General features: G+C 39.0%; 11 protein-coding genes, 2 tRNA genes and 1 pseudogene. 2 read left to right on the top strand and 12 right to left on the bottom strand.

Annotated elements, in window-relative coordinates:
- Positions 1-424: 424 nt before the first annotated feature.
- Positions 425-3,031: a competence protein CoiA family protein gene (locus ACX27_RS32845; RefSeq protein ID WP_200929937.1), complete on the top strand. Its 2,607-nt coding sequence runs from the start codon at positions 425-427 to the stop codon at positions 3,029-3,031.
- Positions 3,032-3,767: 736 nt separating this feature from the next.
- Here the strand turns inward: ACX27_RS32845 and ACX27_RS11015 are convergent.
- From ACX27_RS11015 to ACX27_RS11070, 12 genes and pseudogenes are all read right to left on the bottom strand, one after another.
- A tRNA-Thr gene (locus tag ACX27_RS11015) sits at positions 3,768-3,839 on the bottom strand.
- An 88-nt stretch (positions 3,840-3,927) separates the two neighbouring features.
- Positions 3,928-4,010, bottom strand: a tRNA-Tyr gene (locus tag ACX27_RS11020).
- A 146-nt stretch (positions 4,011-4,156) separates the two neighbouring features.
- Positions 4,157-5,978, bottom strand: a pseudogene (locus ACX27_RS11025) (ABC transporter ATP-binding protein).
- 87 nt (positions 5,979-6,065) lie between these two features.
- Positions 6,066-6,863 carry a DUF6816 family protein gene (locus ACX27_RS11030; RefSeq protein ID WP_062292046.1) on the bottom strand — a complete coding sequence of 266 codons (798 nt, stop codon included), beginning with the start codon at positions 6,861-6,863 and terminating at the stop codon, positions 6,066-6,068.
- A gap of 236 nt (positions 6,864-7,099) precedes the next feature.
- The gene (locus ACX27_RS11035; RefSeq protein ID WP_062292049.1) at positions 7,100-7,504 is read right to left on the bottom strand and encodes a ChuX/HutX family heme-like substrate-binding protein; all 405 of its coding nucleotides are present in this window, start codon (positions 7,502-7,504) and stop codon (positions 7,100-7,102) included.
- A gap of 55 nt (positions 7,505-7,559) precedes the next feature.
- Entirely contained in the window at positions 7,560-8,513 is a 954-nt protein-coding gene (locus tag ACX27_RS11040) for a PhoH family protein (RefSeq protein ID WP_062292051.1), read from the bottom strand.
- Positions 8,514-8,758: 245 nt separating this feature from the next.
- Positions 8,759-8,935: a 30S ribosomal protein S21 gene (rpsU, locus tag ACX27_RS11045; RefSeq protein WP_062292053.1), complete on the bottom strand. Its 177-nt coding sequence runs from the start codon at positions 8,933-8,935 to the stop codon at positions 8,759-8,761.
- Between the two features lie 166 nt (positions 8,936-9,101).
- Positions 9,102-9,539, bottom strand: a complete 438-nt coding sequence (locus tag ACX27_RS11050) for a KH domain-containing protein (protein ID WP_062292055.1) — start codon at positions 9,537-9,539, stop codon at positions 9,102-9,104.
- Positions 9,502-9,762, bottom strand: a complete 261-nt coding sequence (rpsP, locus tag ACX27_RS11055; protein ID WP_062292058.1) for a 30S ribosomal protein S16 — start codon at positions 9,760-9,762, stop codon at positions 9,502-9,504. The genes ACX27_RS11050 and rpsP overlap by 38 nt, the downstream gene beginning before the upstream one ends.
- 253 nt (positions 9,763-10,015) lie before the next feature.
- A complete protein-coding gene (ffh, locus tag ACX27_RS11060; protein ID WP_062292060.1) occupies positions 10,016-11,482 on the bottom strand; it encodes a signal recognition particle protein in 1,467 nt (488 codons plus the stop codon).
- A gap of 275 nt (positions 11,483-11,757) precedes the next feature.
- Positions 11,758-12,099, bottom strand: coding sequence for a response regulator (locus ACX27_RS11065; RefSeq protein WP_062292063.1), 342 nt, complete (start codon positions 12,097-12,099; stop codon positions 11,758-11,760).
- A 577-nt stretch (positions 12,100-12,676) separates the two neighbouring features.
- Positions 12,677-14,080 (bottom strand): aminopeptidase P family protein, encoded by a 1,404-nt coding sequence (locus ACX27_RS11070; RefSeq protein WP_062292066.1) that lies wholly within the window; start codon positions 14,078-14,080, stop codon positions 12,677-12,679.
- Positions 14,081-14,171: 91 nt separating this feature from the next.
- Here ACX27_RS11070 and ACX27_RS11075 point away from each other — a divergent pair, with 91 nt between their 5' ends.
- A complete protein-coding gene (locus ACX27_RS11075) occupies positions 14,172-14,969 on the top strand; it encodes a PhzF family phenazine biosynthesis protein (RefSeq protein ID WP_062292069.1) in 798 nt (265 codons plus the stop codon).
- Positions 14,970-15,606: the final 637 nt, after the last annotated feature.

A 15,606-nucleotide genomic window follows, 5' to 3' on the forward strand; every position in this document is an offset into this window, starting at 1 on the left:
TCATCCAATTACCAATAATGATTTAACTCAAGTAACCAGCTAATAATTCATTTACATATTAGTTACAGGCTGAGGCTCTTATTTTATAAGAGTTTCAGCTTAATTAAAACTGTGTAACCATGTAACCAATAATTTAAAAACTTTCTCATTAATATTTGTATTGAGTCTTGATTCAGCCACATTTAAGAAAAGTTTTACAAAAGTTAGTTACATCAGTTACAGTTACACATTAACGTAAAACCTATTCGCCGCAATAATTTCAGCGATTATTATAAATCTACGCATTTGCATCTTAGTTACATCAGTTACAAGATAAATATATGTATAAGTAGAAAAAAGTATAATAGGTAACTTTACTATAGTAATTTTTCCATATTCATAGTTATTCTCATAATAGTGAGGGTATTACAAGCATCGATTGGATATGGAATACGCAATCTCAATATATAAACCAGGTGAAAGAGTTTATCCAGAGCAATGTGATTTTAATTCCTATTTCGATTTATATTTACTTTGTCCTGAGTGTAAACAGGAAGTTTATCTAAGAAATGGTAATTTTATCAAACCTTATTTTGCTCACTTTCATGCTACTAACTCTAGAAAAGTAAAGCCATGCAGTCTAAGAGTATCATCTGATGAAAACGCTATAGATACAAGTAAGATTATCGAAGATAGAGGGCAAAGACTAAAGATAATTCAACAGCATATTTTGAGTATGTTATACATTGGCAAAGAAAAACTTGTTGATGACATAAGTTTTAGTTACTGGTTTAATTCAATCAAAAATGATAATAATCCAACAATTAATAAAATTATTGATAATTGTATTGAATATTTCATAAAAAATCGGCAGCTAGTTGAGGATAAGTATATTACTCATCCAGCCAAAACAACAAATAAACACATTAGACTTCAACAGCAGATAGCTTTGGAAGTAATGAACTATTTATGTGCAAACGCAAAATATAATTTTCATCTGCGCCACCTACTATATTACAGTATATATAAATTATATAAACATGAACAACATAAGCTATTTGAGCAAATTTTTCTAACAAAACATATAGATGAAATATGCCAATATACAGCGAAAATTATTCTACTCAATCCTTGGATATCAGCATTTCATAAGCTTGAAATTAACAATAGCAATAATAAAACACAACCCAATATTATCAAAATTTATAAAAACAAAAGTTTAACTAAGCCTATTGAATCTCCTATTCAACTACCTATACCATTTAACTGTTATGGTGGTAAGACACTCGATCAAGTAATGAGATATACGCTAGAAGTTACTAGCACTAAACCGTTTAAGGTAACTATTTACTTCCATAGTGTTAGAAGTCGCAAAGGTGAATTAATTAATAATAAGCTGGAAGTAATGAGCATCGAAGCGGGTATAGGTATACTCAAACCTACATTTAATAATCTTCCGTTAGAGGACAAGATGGTATTCTCTAGCCAGGTAGACGGTGAGGAAACCACGTTTAATTTCCATTACGAAGTTGTTAGTTTATTAGCGTTACCGTACTGGATAGACAACGCTAGTCAATATGTGAGACTAAACCAACTAGCACCAGTATGGTTAGTAGTTAGTAAATTATGGGTGAAAGCTACGTATGAAGAAAATAGTGCAAAATCGATTGAAGAAACATTACAAGTCAAGCCATTTACCGAAACTCAGTGGTGGGAGTCAATAATCGAGAGTGCTAATTTACTACCTAACTGTATGCAGTTACAGAATGCTCTCAAGTCTATTCCTGTAACATATCAGCATTTACTTAAATCATTAAATGCTCAATCTACTACATCATTAACAGTAAGTTTTAAAGAAGGGTATCCAGACCTATGTAAAACACAGGAATTAAAAAGTGAACAACAGTTAGCAAAAATCGAACAAGTAAAAACAGTAGTTAATACATTTAAATCAGGTTTAATTGATAATTGGAGTTTCCCATTCCAAGTGACACTGCAAAACGGTGATTACCTATATAATGCGAATTGTCCTAAGATGACATTACAACTTTGTTTAGAACAAGAAAAGCTTGTATTGTACAAGTTAGGTAAAGGTTACACTAGATTATTTGAGAATGAGACTAGTACTAAAAACGGTATTACTGTGTTAGCTGGTCAGAGTGTTGGTCAAGTACAAAACTTAAACATGATACAAGATCGCACCAAGTTACTAACAATTGGCACTCTATCGGTAGAACAATTTGATGTATGGGAATGGATTGCTACTCAACCAAGATACGAAAGTATAGCAAAGGAGATGAATAAGAGACGTGTATTGTCATTAGCTACTATACAACAATACAACGGTATACAAACAAGCAATAATACCGTGACAGTAGGCGATCGCATCTTAGCTAAACGTGTATTTATCGGCAAACAACCATTGATTCATGTCAATATGCTCACAAAATACAAAGTCAATGGTGAAGTTTTGCCGGAGTATCACTGGTTATATCAGTTATGTAAAATTGCATCTAGAAAGATGATAAGTAACAATGCCAGAGAAGTCGAGCATAAGCTTAAGTCTAATGAGTTAGTGGCTGAGGATCACGACAAATTAACAAAAGCAAAGCACAACATCAAAACACTTTTGAGGACTATCAATAAAACAATCAAACAATTTACTAAGTTAGGAGATAAAGAGACTGTAGAGTTATCTAATATTATAGCTGAGTATCTAATGTGTAAATTAGGAATGACACGCTATGAGGTTGTAGGAGTCATTCAAAACCTAGATGAACAAAAGTTTATCGAGTTACGTGATAAAGCTAAAGCTAACCACAACAGCAAGGGAATAGCTATGAGTGAAGCGCAAGATTTGAGACAGCATCATTTACCAAAGTATAATTATCAATTAGATGAGCCAGTATGGTTAGTTACTACTACAAAAAATGGGGAACAAAAGAGTAAGCATTGGATAGTTAAACGACTCAATAGAAATTACTATCAAATACGAGATAAAAAAGGTTTCAAATTCCCTGTAAGTGTGACAATGTTACGTCCCTTTACTTAATATCTGTATATACATAAACAAGTAACTGCTATATGTTTTATTATTTAATTAAACTTTTTGCTAAATGTTGTATTTCGATACCTAATGTGTTTACCATAACCTGTGATCAATAGTTATTTCATCCATTAATTTTCCTGAGAGATATTATATATAGTAAATTTAATATTATTAAAATTATATTCAAAGTGCCGCAATTGTTTTTCTAACTTTATTCATTTCTTTTATATAAAGAAGATAATATTATACTATTAATATATTTACATATACATTGATAGATTTATAGATTTATTAATTGAATGAATTTATATTGTATGTTGATATATCAGTTATTGCAGTTTATTGATATTTAATACTGCAATTCATATTCTTTCCAGACACTTCATGCGTCACAGCATATTTGCATATATTTAAGTAATACATTGACGCGATTATCTGTCAGGAATCGATACTTGCCTCTGTAAGCCTCTGTAACTCGCTATGCAAAGCTATTGCAGTTTTATACCTGAAACTCAAAACGGAGGAGTTACAGGCTGATATGGCGTGATTAATGTCCTGATGAGTGATAAAGCCACAGCATCCTATTTTATTAATAGGAATAACTTATGTTTAGACTTTATCTGATAAGTAATAATGTTATGCAACTTCTATGCAACTACAGTGGTGTAAGGAGATACTGATAGAGTACAGCCAATTTATGCAACCTGCTGAAATTGTTGATTTATCAATGATTATAAAAAGCCCGTGACGAGGATTGAACTCGTGACCTCACCCTTACCAAGGGTGTGCTCTACCACTGAGCCACACGGGCATAACTTATCTTTGGAGCTATGAGCTATAATGCTGTTAACTCTACTGAATACTCAGTCATTATAACTCATAATTTTATTTTGAGAAGGTGGGCCGGGCTGGATTTGAACCAGCGTAGGCGTAAACCAACGGATTTACAGTCCGTCTCCATTAACCACTCGGACACCGACCCGCATGTCCCACGATTTATTATCTTAGCAGTAGATTTTAATAACTGCAAGGGGAGTAAGCAAAATTTTTAGTCAGTTTCTAGAGATGTGTGTAGGGTGAGGATAATCATACCCACCCTAGATCACTATCTTTGACTGCAACTAGAGATTAACTCAAAAGTTCCCCAGTTTCTTGGAGAGAGTGTAAGCGTTGGTAAATACCTTCATGACGCAGCAATTCTTCGTGGCTACCAACTTCGGCAATTCGGCCTTTTTCTAACACTACAATCTTGTCGGCTTCGCGGACTGTACTCAAACGGTGAGCAATCACAATTGTGGTACAAGTCCCTTGAATTGATCGCATTGCTAATTGAATGGAACGTTCTGACTCATAATCTAAGCTAGAGGTAGCTTCGTCAAAAATCAGCACATCTGGTTTCACTAACAATGCTCTCGCAATTCCGAGGCGCTGTCTTTGTCCGCCAGATAGCCTTACGCCACGTTCCCCCACAACGGTGTAATAGCCTTGGGGTAAGGTCTGTAGTACCTCATCAACTCTGGCAATCTTACAGGCTTCTTGCACCTCTTCCAAGGTGGCGTTTGGTCTACCGTAGGTAAGGTTGTCCAAAATTGTGCCGTTAAAAACGTCTACTTCTTGGTGAACGATCGCTAATCTGCGTCTATAGTTACCTACATCCAAGGTACGAATATCTTGCCCATCAATTAAAATTTGACCATCTTGAGGTTCAAAATACCGCAATAGTAGTTTCACCAAAGTTGATTTACCAGAACCAGAACGCCCAACTAAGGCGACTGTTTGGTAAGGTTCAATCAATAAGTTGATGTCTTGTAATACTTTACGATTGGCATCATATCCAAAACTCACTTGTGAAAACTCTAATTTACCTGTAAATGTATAGGGTGATTCTGTCTCGGTTTCTGTGTTTAATAAACTCGCTGCATCTGACCCAGTTGGTTCTTGCAAAAATTCGTGAAACCGCAACATTGAAGAATAGCGCCGTGCAAAAACTTCTGCTAAGGTACTAATTGGTTCTAGTTCAGCATAAGCCATGCTAGAAAGAGTTAAAGTCATAACAAAATGACCAAGAGAAATTCGACCATCGACGGTGGCTGCTAAAGTTAAACCCAAAATCATAAACACACAAAATTGAATAACACTTCTCTGCCAAGTAGCCAGTTTCACATAACCTTTGTGGATACGATAATCGATTACTGTGAGTTCACGTTGCAAACGCAGATTTTGGCGTTTAAGTTCTTGGCTTTCTGTAGCAAATGCCTTGACTGTTTTGATATTTGTGACGATTTCTGATGTACGACTTTCTGTATCTTCTGCGTATCTATCTAAACGGCTTTCATGCCAGATCAGTTTTTGCAAATCCTTTAAACTAAAACCGAGGATAACTACAAAAGAAATCAGATATAACAGCGCAATTCGCCACTCAATTAACAAGATAAACACAAAAATTCCCAACACACGTAATAGTTTGGGAATCAACTGTCCGGCAATTTCTGGATAAGTCCAAGTGTGGTTTGAAATACCTCTAGCTATTCTGCCGGCAATGCGCCCAGGATTATTTACATCATAAAATTCCAAAGGGAGAGTGAGAATTTTTTTCTATGGCTGTTTGACTTTTAGCACGACGCAACCTTAAGGCGATATCCCAATGAAACCAATGAGTTAACCAAGGTTGTGTAGGCGATCGCACTACAGTTACGATAAAAATTAAACCGAGTAAAACTACCAAAGATAATGTTTTCCCAACTGGGTAATTACTAATTTCAGAAATAGATGCGATCGCACTTTGTAAAGGTTTATCTAACGGTTGGTTAGACAAAACGTTTAAAATCTGCCCAATCGCATACGGGACAACCAAATCAATAATTTCGTAAATGCTCGATGCAGTAATACTGAAAAGGCTCAGTTTCCAGTGGGGACGATAATAGTTGAGAATATCTCGAAATGTTGCCATGATCTATTCTGTCCAAGAGTGCGATCGTGAGCTTGGAACAATATACTACATGCGTGTTACAAAATAGTCAAGAGCTAATTTAGCAAATCATTCTTCTGGAGGATGAGGCATTTCGACCGGAAAAAATTCCAAGCGATAGCGATAAAGTGCAACAGGTCGAGAACCCGCTCGAAAATAATCTGGATCTTGAGGAGAAAGATAGACAGCAGTAACTTGATCGGCCTCAATTGTAGGATTATTTGTGGCTAATTTATAATAAGCAGTTGTAGATTCTACAGAATTAAAATAAGGGCGAGAACCACCTTTAAATAGTTGTTGAAATACTTCCGCAGTGATGTATTTATGCTCAGAAATACTTTCTGTAGCGCGTGCTGTGACAATAGAGATTAATTGCCGTTCTCCGCGTAACAATGTAATTTGGCGATTAGGCGAATCGGGGTCAACTTTGACAGATAACACTGCCTCTTCACCCAAATAAGCTTTAGCTAAATTTAAACTATTAAAGGCTCTATCTGCTACTAAAATTGTTTGTAAATTATTGATTTGTGGAATAAATTTTACGCCAGTTTTTATTGATGGTTTTGTTTTAATAAATCTGACAATAAAACCTACAGATTGATTCAGTTGTTGACGGTTACTTTCAAAACCAGGAGTCACAATATCTGGTGCTAAGGGTGCTGATAAATCTACTAATGTACTTGTAACTTTCCAAGTACCAGCCATCCATTCTGGATAAGCTAAATCGCCGTTAGCTTGCTGTACAGAAGTTAATTTTTCCCACTGAGGAAAGTTCTCTAAACGTTCAGATAATTCACCAGCTATTGCATTTTCGCTCCATCCCAGCAAAAACAAAACAATTAAGCAAAAACTGCAAATTGCCTTCATTATAATTTGTAATTAATTAAATATTATCAGGACTTACGCACAGGCTACGGAAGAATGAACCACAGAGGCGCAGAGAGAAGTTGTGTGCGCGGGTTCCCCGCGTTGAGCAAACTTCGGGAGTTCACGGAGACATGAGAGTTAGAGAGATGTTTTGCGTAAGTCATAATTTTATTACATCAAGATTGATGTTGGGTTTTGCTGCCGCTCCACCCAACCTAACACACATGACAAATAACTTATATCTCTACTGGTAAAGGCTGCCAAATTTCGCCATATTTCTCTTTTAAATCCTGCCAAGCTTCTACTTGACCGGGTTCATATTCTCCTGGTTTACCCCATTGCAGAAATAAGCTTAAAGCAGGTTCTTGTTTATCATCTAAAAACCGGATGGCGTAAGTTGTAAAGTTACCTCTTTTTGCTTCTCCTGTTTCAAATTTCACCTGGGTAATTTTGTCCATATTTAAATGAAATTCAAAGCCTTCTGTGTGCATATTGGCATATTTACCTTTAGGTAATTCAGCATAAAATAATTTTTCGATTTTGCCGCGTGCTTCTAATACAGCCGCACTGCTGGTAACAATTAAACGCAAAGTTCCTAAATTTTCACAAGCTTCTAAAAATTCTTTTAAATTTGCACTCATAATTAATTGTCCTTAGTTATTTGTCATTGGTCATTTGGTAATGTTTGACCATTGACTATTTTTCGTATTTTTCATAAGCAGCGACAATTCGCTGAACTAGGGGATGACGCACTACATCTTTTTGGGTAAATTCGCAAAAACCAATGCCTTCGACGTGTTTTAAAATGTCTAAAGCAACTGATAGACCTGATTGTTGATTATGCGGCAAATCTGTTTGTGTTGTATCGCCTGTAATCACCATCCGGGAACGAAAACCCAACCGCGTCAAAACCATTTTGATTTGTGCGGGTGTGGTATTTTGAGCTTCATCCACTATTATGAAAGCATGATTTAGGGTACGTCCGCGCATATATGCGAGTGGCGCAACTTCAATAATGCCGCGTTCTATTAAATTGGGGACTTTTTCGGCATCAATGAATTCGTAAATGGCATCGTAAAGTGGACGGAGATAAGGATTAATTTTTTGCTGTAAGTCTCCCGGTAAAAAGCCTAATCTTTCACCTGCTTCGACGGCTGGACGAGTTAAAATCAACTTTTCTACTTGGTTGGCGAGGAGTGCTTGCACAGCAACCACAACAGCGAGATAGGTTTTACCTGTACCAGCAGGCCCGGTGCAGAAGGTAATGTCTCGTTTGCGGATGGTTTCAATGTACTGTCGTTGACGAAATGTTTTAGCGCGGACTTCTTCACCACGGCGAGTTCTAGCAAGGACATCTCGACGTAATTCTTGGAGTTCGTCTTCACGATCGCTATCTAAGGCTTGACGAGCTGTTAAAATATCGGCACTGGAAATCGTATTGCCTTTAATCCACAGGTCTTCAAGCGATCGCACTAATCTTGATGCTAAATTAATTTGGGCATCTGTACCAGTAATTTGTAGTTCCTGTCCCCGTAGCACTAACACCGCGCCTGTTTGCCGAGACAGGATTTTGAGATTTTCTTCACCATCACCTGCAAGAGCGATCGCACTCGGAATATTAGGCAGCTGAATCTTTAAAGCATCTGCCATAGTTATTTCTTAAATGTGTGAGGATTTATTTTTAACAACGGTCTATTATTTCTTTAGATTTTTGATTACAGTTTTTAATTAATATTTTTACATTATTTTCTAGTTTTGCGCTTTTGCATCGCTGCGCTATTTATGTTTGAGATATTGTCTAGTAAAGTAGAGACGCGATCGCATCTCTACTTTGATGAGGTTGAAGTTAATAAACTTGCTTACCTCAAATTTCACCATTGACTGCGGTTAATCGCTTAATAGCGAACGCCTTTACGTGCTGCTTCTGCTTTACGCTTCCGGCGCAGACTGGGTTTTTCGTATCTTTCCCGACGTTTAACCTCAGATAATATCCCGGCTCTTTGAATTTTCTTTTTAAAACGTCTTAGTGCCGAGTCAATTGTTTCATTTTCACCTAGACGGACTTCAGCCACTCCCTAATTTCACCCCCTGACAGAGATATTTAGAAGTTGCATTCAAAAATAGCATTTAGAAATCAGGTCAATGAGAGGAGGCACAAGGCAGAAGAATTAAGTTTCAGACTTCATCCTTCACACTTCATACTTTTCTCCCTCATCTTCCTTTCTTTATAGTTTAAACCTAGCGGAAACGAGGTTTAGCAACTGGTCTACTAGGCCCGTTGTTTCCACGTCTTTCCCTAGTTTTTGGCAGTGGCGGTCGCTCTTCGCGGTCTTCCTCAAAAGACATACCATCTCGCCCCATAGCAGTGCTGCCATAGATATCTAGATATACAGACTGTCCAGCCAGTTCTGCCGCAGCAGCAACTACTGTCCGAATCGCCTGAATATTGCGTCCGCCTCGGCCAAATACTTTGCCTTTATCTGCACTGTCAAAGGCAATGCGAATCCAAGCTTTTTTCAGGGTGTGAGAAATTTCACAATCAACGCTTAAGGTCTTTGGAGATTCTAAAAACGGCTGCATCAAAAATCGCACTAGTCCGACATAGTTAGGATTAGCTGCGAAAGATGGCGTATTGAGGTTATGATGCGGGTTTTGCACTGACCTGTTCAAGAACATTAGCTTTTACTAGGATGCGACGTACTGTGTCAGTGGGCTGTGCGCCTTGTTGTAGTCGCTTGACGATGCCGGGAACATCTAGTCTAACTTCATCGGTTCTGGGGTTGTAAAAGCCCAGTTCTTCTAAAGGACGACCATCGCGGCGAGAAAGGCTATTCATGGCGACAATACGGTAGCTCGCTTCCCGCTTTTTTCCGTATCGCTTCAAGCGCAGTTTGATCATGTTGAAGAATCGTTCTCCTGTTTGTATGTATTTTTGCAGCTGATAAATTTAGGAAGTAACTTGGCGAAAGTGCCTTGGTTGATTACTTCCCATGCTGAAATGCTTATTTTAACACTTGATTAGTGTTTGCGGCTATTAAGTTGGGAATGGGGAGTTGGGAGTGGGTGGGTGTAGGGGATGAAAAACTGTTCCCTGTTCTCTTCCCTTGTCTCCCTTGTCCTCCTTGTCCCCCCTATCCCCCTTGTCCCCTCTTCTATAGATTCCCAAAGCCTTTTTTCTTCTTATCCTTGGGTTTTTTCTTTTTCGTGCCACCGCCGCTATTGTAACCGCGCCATCCGGGGGCGGCGGGACGACCCCCTGCGTAGGCGTTGCCCATACCACCGCCGCCGAACATTCCCGGCATACCGGGCATACCGGGGAAGTTACCTTTACCCATTTGTTGCATGAGCGATCGCATTTTTTGGAAGTCTGATACCAGCTTACTCACATCAGCTTCTTTGTAACCAGAACCCTTGGCCACCCGTCGTCTACGGCTGGGAGAACTTGCCAATAAATCCGGGTCTTGGCGTTCTTGTTTGGTCATAGAATTAATCATCGCTTCGCAGCGTTTTAGCTGAGTTTCGCCCTGCTTGAGTTGATCATCAGATAGCTTACCCATACCAGGAATCAGCTTCATGATTCCTCCCAGCGACCCCATATTTTTCAACAAACGCAGTTGTTTGAGAAAGTCGGTAAAGTCAAACTTCGCCGACAAAATTTTCTCCTGCATTTTCTCGGCATCTGCCAAGTCAATTTCTTCTTGGGCTTTTTCTACCAAAGTCAAAACATCGCCCATCCCTAAAATCCGCGATGCCATCCGGTCTGGGTAAAAAGGTTGTAGGGCTTCGACTTTTTCCCCAACACCGACAAATTTGATGGGTGCGCCGGAAATTTGGCGGACTGATAACGCTGCACCACCACGGCTATCACCATCTAACTTGGTAAGAATTGCCCCAGTAATGCCGATTTGCTCATGGAAGGTGCGGGTGAGATTGGCAGCTTCTTGACCAGTCATAGAGTCCACCACCAACAAAGTTTCGTGGGGTTGGACTGTTTCTTTAATCCGCGCTAACTCCGCCATCATGTCTTCATCGATTTGCAGACGACCCGCAGTATCAATGATGACTGTGTTGACACCTTCGGCTTTGGCTCGTTCTACACCTTGGCGAGCAATTTCTACTGGGTCAGCATCACTGCCCATATCAAACACTGGTACGTCAATTTGCTTACCCAAGGTGATCAACTGATCAATTGCGGCGGGGCGATATACGTCTGTAGCGACTAACAAACAGCTGCGCTCTAATTTCCGTAGATGTAACGCTAACTTGGCTGTGGCTGTGGTTTTACCAGTACCTTGTAAACCAGCCATTAATACAATTGTCGGCTTTTGTTCAACTTCCACCAGGGGAACATTTTCTTCCCCCATCACCTGTACCAATTCATCGTAAACAATTTTGATGAACTGCTGGTCTGGGCGCACGCCAGAAATTACCTCGGCTCCCTGCGCCTTGGCTTCAACTTCGCTAATAAAATCTTTGACTACCTGGAGGTTGACATCTGCTTCTAATAAGGCGCGGCGGACTTCTCGCAAAGCCTCTTGAATATTGGATTGCGAGATTTTATCTTGACCCCGAAGTTTTTTCCAGGCGGATTCTAAACGGTCTGCTAGTGCATCAAACATATCTGAATTACAAGTAGTTAGCCAATGAGGAAGCCGGAATTGTCGCTGAGAGCGATGCAGAATTTCCGGTAGAGTTTTAACGTGCTATCTACCAGCTTAGTAGTTTTCACTCCGAGTTGAGCAACTCGATACCTACTAGGTTTAGGGTGGTAAACCGTATTTTGTGTGTAAATTATGATTTTGGCGGTTTGGCAAAGCTGGGTTAAGCAACCCTAATTTGCTAACAAGTACATAATTGTAAGGCTTGTTGCACAACGGTTATCAAGACATTCATGTCAACTGGCTTGCGGATAATACCTGCTACTTTGGCTTGGCACTTTTTTTTTGATGGTGTCTTCTTCGTAGCCACTGAGTAACAAAATTGGTAAACACTTGCAACTGCGATTTTGTTGGATGCGATAGGCTACTTCATAACCATCCATTCCTGGCATTGTGACATCTAGTAAAAGCAAATCAAATGTTTGAGATGCTATTTTTTGCAATGCTTCTTCTCCACGCAAGACGGTAGTAACTTGATAATCATTTGTTTCTAAAATTGTTTCTACTAAAAAACAAGTGATATGACAATCATCACAGACAAGAATATGTGGATTTTTATTATTGGTTTTTTGGCTCATAATCAAATTAATTTAATAAATAAATAATGTATATTGATTTTTGAACTAAATAAAAAAGTTAAATATAAATCATCTAAGTTCTATAAATATCAATGATGAGATACAAATTTCTAGTTTTCTATCTGGTATCAAGATATGGATATTTATAGATATCAATTAAATTGCTGTAATTAATAATTATATTATATGAATATAATTTGAAGTAAAAAATTAAAAATTATTAACTTAATTTTAATCAGCGTGATTCTAAAAATCTGTGTCTAGAGAGGGAAATTGCCTTATTACTTTAGTCCTAACTTCACAGAAAAAGACATGAAATAATACCACAATATTTTCAAATATATTTATTTTTTACATTCTAAAATCATAGAGTGATCTGAGTGGATTTCTAGAATATGTATAGCAACTCTGAACACACCAAGAAAAATGATATTTTTTGGCTAATTTTCATACTCTTAAGTTCTGAAATCCTTGCAGAGCCGTAACACAACATACTTAAATGGCCTTTTAATATCATAGGTAGCGGAATATAAAATCTATCTCCCTTGTCCCCAGAAGATGGGATATTTCTTTATTCCTAGCCTCCAGCCTCTTCATCAAGGTTGTTTACTAAAGCTTCTATGGTATCAGCATCATTTGGTAAAGCGGCTGTTAAAATTTCACTGCCATTGGTGGTAACTAAAACATCATCTTCGATGCGGATACCCCGGACATCGGCAAATTGTGATAAACGCTCCCAATTGATTATGTTTTGATATTTAGCACGATTTTGGGGATCATTTAAAATTGCTGGGACTTGATAAAATCCTGGCTCAATTGTGACTAGCATTCCCGGACTTAGGGGACGATTAAGACGCAGGTAACTTAAGCCAAAGCGATCGCTCCTGGTTCTATCATCTTCATATCCGGCTAAATCTCCCAAGTCTTCCATGTCATGCACATCTAAACCCAGTAAATGCCCAATTCCATGTGGAAAAAACAACGCATGGGCATCTAATTCGACTAAATCTTGGGGGTTGCCTTGGAAAATGCCTAAATCAACTAACCCTTCCGCAATCACGGTTGCAGCTAATAAATGAATATCTCGATATTCTACACCAGGGCGAATTGTGGCAATGCAAGCATCATGAGCCGCTAAAACAACATTATATATATCTCGTTGCGTGGGGGAAAATTTACCAGACACAGGCCAAGTCCGGGTAATATCAGCCGCCCACCCCATTTCTGTTTCTGCACCCACATCAGCCAACAGTAAATCACCGGGTTGCAATGGGTGGTGATATGCCTCATTATGCAAAACTTCACCGTGAACAGTCACAATACTGTTGTAAGAAGTGGTCATATTTTGGGCAATAATTACCCCTTCCATTGCCGCCCGCACTTCTGCTTCTTGTTTTGCTTTTGGGGTGGCTACCATACCGGCTTTGTGTGCAGCCACACTTACAGCCGCCGCTTGACGTAATTCTGCTAAGGCTTCCCCATCGTGGGTGAGGCGTAAACTGACAATTGCTTTGGCTAACTCTAAATCTAACCCCTCCAAATCATAAGGTGAAGAAATCTCTCTGTGCAGAATTTGGGACTGCACAAGGCTGGTACGATAATTCTGCACAGGAATTGAGGCTGCACCATGACCACGGTGTTTCAACTCAGATAAGGTTCTAGCCGTATCTGCACCAATTTTGGCGGCAATTTCTTCGCGTTTGGGCATTTCACCATGCCATAAGGCGCTACCGGGTTCGGGATCATCAATGAATAATTCTAATTTGCCGGCTTCTAGACGAATGGCAGCGTTGTGTAAAGGTAAGCCGGCAAAATACAAGAAATGGCTGCTGGCGCGGAATGGATAGGTATTAGCTCTAAAGTTGCGGGGGCTGCTGCTTCCTGACCAGAGAATTACCGGGAAATCAATTAATTGAGCTAGTTTTTGCCGTCTGTGGCGTAAAGTATCGCTGAGGGTGTGGGAGATATGGTGAATTTGCATAATTTCAAACGCAAAGTGGCGCAGAGAAGTTGCGTAAATCTTTAATGTACTCTCGTAGATATATATTGCTTTCATATTCTAGAGTAAGTTCATGGGACAAATCATTACTCAGGTTGATGCTTTTACCGATAAACCTTTTGCGGGGAATCCTGCGGCTGTTTGTGTTTTGCCTGCACCAAAAGACACTGGCTGGATGCAGCAGGTAGCACAGGAAATGAATTTGTCGGAAACGGCTTTTTTGGTAAAACAGGATGATGGCTTTAATCTGCGGTGGTTTACGCCAACGGTAGAAGTGCCGCTTTGTGGTCATGCAACTTTAGCCAGCGCCCATGTGTTGTGGTCGCAAGGACATTTAGCTAGTGATGAGGTGGCGAGATTTCATACCAAAAGTGGGTTATTGATTGCCAAGCGCCAAAATGAATGGATTGAACTGGATTTTCCCGCTAATCACTCACAAGTGGCAACCGCACCACCGGAACTCAGTACAGTTTTAGGTGTAAATTATCAAGCCGTTTACGAAAATTCTCTCGGTTATCTCGTAGAAGTATCCACGGAAGATGTAGTACGACAAATGCAGCCGAATTTTCAACTTTTGAAAACATTGCCTGTACATGGAGTAATCGTTACTAGTAAAGCTCATCCAGGCTCAGAATATGATTTTGTGTCTCGGTTTTTTGCGCCAGCAATTGGTGTTGATGAAGACCCGGTGACAGGCTCTGCCCATTGCTGTTTAGCCCCGTTTTGGCGCGATCGCTTGGGTAAAAATACTTTCTTGGCTTATCAAGCATCCCATCGCGGTGGAGTAGTCAAGTTGTATTACGATGGTGGCGATCGCGTCCTCCTTTCTGGTCAAGCAGTTACCATCCTACAAGGGGAACTTTTGAGTTAATGACCATAAAAAGTAACATTTAACGACAAGTTTGTAGTGATTTACACTTAAAAATTGTATAATGCTAGTTCTAGTATCATCTAGCACGTAACTTTCAACTTAGTTAATGCACATTTAAAGAAATATGAGTAAGTATATATGTGTAAATACCTGTTGAAAAGGTATCCAGAAATAAGAGTCATCGAATCAGAGTCAATTACTCAGAGGTTTTCTACACAACTGATTGAGCAAACTCTAATCTCTTCTGATTTCTCGTTGGCTGACTCCTGAATTCTATATTTGTAAAATTTGGCTTTTCTGACTGTTTCAAAAGGAACAGGGAAATCTTCATACTTAAAAGGATAAAGATGTATTGAAACTGAGTGGTTTTGCCATCTGGTTTCAAATATTTGATTTTTCTCCATTCATGAATTAAAGGGCTTGTATCCTTCTTTTCTCTGTTACAGATCCGAACGGGCTTGATCAAGAGCAGTTTGTAACCAAATAAAACTTACACACAAAGTTGGTCGGTTGAGGCCAGTGCTATCAGGGTGTTGGGGTGTGATGATCATTCACCTAAGCACACTCTTAATCTCTACGCCCTTGCCAAACTGTTGATTTGTGATTTCAGTGTGTAAGTTAAGCTTAACTATTTATC

It is taken from the genome of Nostoc piscinale CENA21, from assembly GCF_001298445.1.
GTDB classification, from domain to species: Bacteria; Cyanobacteriota; Cyanobacteriia; order Cyanobacteriales; family Nostocaceae; genus Nostoc_B; species Nostoc_B piscinale_A.

Excerpts from the sequence above, each read along its gene's own strand:
- ACX27_RS11030 (WP_062292046.1), bottom strand. The coding sequence starts at position 6,863 with ATGAAGGCAATTTGCAGTTTTTGCTTAATTGTTTTGTTTTTGCTGGGA.
- ACX27_RS11040 (WP_062292051.1), bottom strand. The coding sequence starts at position 8,513 with ATGGCAGATGCTTTAAAGATTCAGCTGCCTAATATTCCGAGTGCGATC.
- rpsP (WP_062292058.1), bottom strand. The coding sequence starts at position 9,762 with ATGATCAAACTGCGCTTGAAGCGATACGGAAAAAAGCGGGAAGCGAGC.
- ACX27_RS11050 (WP_062292055.1), bottom strand. The coding sequence starts at position 9,539 with ATGTTCTTGAACAGGTCAGTGCAAAACCCGCATCATAACCTCAATACG.
- ACX27_RS11065 (WP_062292063.1), bottom strand. The coding sequence starts at position 12,099 with ATGAGCCAAAAAACCAATAATAAAAATCCACATATTCTTGTCTGTGAT.
- ACX27_RS11070 (WP_062292066.1), bottom strand. The coding sequence starts at position 14,080 with ATGCAAATTCACCATATCTCCCACACCCTCAGCGATACTTTACGCCAC.
- ACX27_RS32845 (WP_200929937.1), top strand. The coding sequence starts at position 425 with ATGGAATACGCAATCTCAATATATAAACCAGGTGAAAGAGTTTATCCA.
- ACX27_RS11035 (WP_062292049.1), bottom strand. The coding sequence starts at position 7,504 with ATGAGTGCAAATTTAAAAGAATTTTTAGAAGCTTGTGAAAATTTAGGA.
- ACX27_RS11075 (WP_062292069.1), top strand. The coding sequence starts at position 14,172 with ATGGGACAAATCATTACTCAGGTTGATGCTTTTACCGATAAACCTTTT.
- ffh (WP_062292060.1), bottom strand. The coding sequence starts at position 11,482 with ATGTTTGATGCACTAGCAGACCGTTTAGAATCCGCCTGGAAAAAACTT.